General features: G+C 66.7%; 1 protein-coding gene. It reads left to right on the top strand.

Annotation, left to right across the window (positions count from 1 at the left end):
* Positions 1-180: 180 nt before the first annotated feature.
* Positions 181-1881, top strand: coding sequence for an IS1634 family transposase (locus H8R17_RS45290; protein WP_187828967.1), 1701 nt, complete (start codon positions 181-183; stop codon positions 1879-1881).
* Positions 1882-1995: the final 114 nt, after the last annotated feature.

Here is a 1995-nt window from a genome sequence, read left to right as displayed (position 1 = left end):
CCCGGGTTCCGCAGCAAATCGGTCTCCTGGCAGGTGCTGCGTGGTGAAGTTGCTGGTCAGCGCGTTCAGGCATAGCGGCACGGCTCAGAATCCCTAGTGACACATGGGATCGGATACATAGCTGTGACCTGGTGATTCAGCGGAGTCAGCTAGGGATCGCACCTGGTAAGGTCGCTGCCCGTGTACGTGAAGTCATCCACGCGCAAGGGCCGCGACGGTAAGACCGTGCGCTACCTCCAGCTCGCTCACAACGAGTGGGACCCGGTCGCCAAGGCATCCCGCACCAAGGTCCTGTACTCCTTCGGCCGCGAGGACCAGCTCGACCGCCCGGCCATCGAACGCCTCATTGCGGCGCTCGGCCGGATGCTGGACCCGGCCGGGGCCCCGCCGGCCTCCGGCGAGGGCCTGGCCCTGACCGACTCCCGTCCGTTCGGCGCCGCGCACGCGCTCGACGTCCTGTGGCGCTGGCTGGGCATCGACAAGGTCATGGCGAAGGAGTTGACCGGCCGCAAGATTCCCTCCCGCGTCGAGCGGGTGCTGTTCGCCCTGACCGCCAACCGCGCCCTGGATGCCTCCAGCAAGCTTGCCGCCACCGACTGGATCGCTCACGACACGATCATCGACGGCCTCCCGCAGGTCAGCGACGACGCCTGCTACCGGGCGATGGACTGGCTGCTCCAGATAGAGCCGACGCTGGCGAAAAACGTGTACTTCCAGGTCACCGACCTGCTCAACCTCGAAGTGGACCTGCTGTTCTTCGACACCACCAGCACCTACTTCGAGACCGAGGAGGCCGACGAGCCCTCCCCACGCGACGCCGACGGCCGCCTTCTGCCCGACAGCAGTGTCCCGCAACAGGCCGCCCACCACCGGGGATTCCGTGCCCACGGCAAGTCCAAGGACTCCCGTGATGACCTGCCCCAGGTCGTCGTCGGCATGGCCGTCACCCGTGACGGCATCCCGGTCCGTGTCTGGTCATGGCCCGGGGCGACCGCGGATTCCGATCTGATCCGCCAGGTCAAGCGCGACCTGAGGGAATGGTCCCTCTCACGCGTCGTATGGGTCGCCGACCGCGGCTTCACCTCCGCCGCCAACCGCCGCGCGCTCATGCAGGCAGGCGGCGGCTACATCATCGGCGAGAAGCTTCGCTCCGGCTCCCAGGAGGTCAAGGCCGCCCTCGCCAGGCCCGGCCGCTATGCGACCGTGAGCGACAACATGCAGGTCAAGGAGGTCAACATCGGCTCTGACGACCGGTTCGTGATCTGCTTCAACCCCGAACAGGCCAAACGTGACGCAGCCGTCCGCGCCAAGCTCGTCGAGCAGCTGGAGCAGGCCATCGACGGCACCGACAAGCTGAAGAAGGACGAACGCGCCCACCTGGTTGGGCAGTTGTCCACCAAGCCCGGCCTGAAGCGGTTCCTGCGGACCACCCCCGGCGGACTGCTGCGGATCGACAAGAAGAAGATCGCCGCCGAGGAAAACCTCGACGGCAAGTACCTGCTGCGGACCTCCGCCCCGAACCTGAGCGCCGAGGACATCGCCCTGGGATACAAGCAGCTCCTCGAAGTGGAACGAGGCTGGAGGGACATGAAGCAACTGCTCGACCTCCGCCCGGTCTACCACCGCCGCGAGGACCGCATCCGCGCCCACGTCCTGCTCTGCTGGCTGGCGCTGCTGCTGATCCGCGTCGCCGAGACCCGCACCGGGACCACCTGGAACCGCATCCGCGAGCAGCTCCAGCGCGTCCACGCCGTCACCCTGACCGGCCCGGCCGGCTCCTTCCGCCAGACCACCCAACTCACCAAGCCCCAGCAGGACCTGTTCACCGCTCTACAGGTCGAACCACCCAAGAAGGTCCTCGGAGTGACGACACCCGCCTGACCAGCACGTTCACCGCAGCCTAGTGACACGCCACGTCACCGGGCCATGCTGTGTTTTCGCAGGTCAAACCCTATTTCCAGCGACTATGCCGCTACCTCTGCTGCGGAACTCCGG

This window comes from Streptomyces sp. TRM68367, assembly GCF_014495685.1.
Classification (GTDB): Bacteria; Actinomycetota; Actinomycetes; order Streptomycetales; family Streptomycetaceae; genus Streptomyces.
The sequence above is the reverse complement of the archived record's forward strand: the minus strand, read 5'-3'. Positions and strand labels throughout refer to the sequence as shown.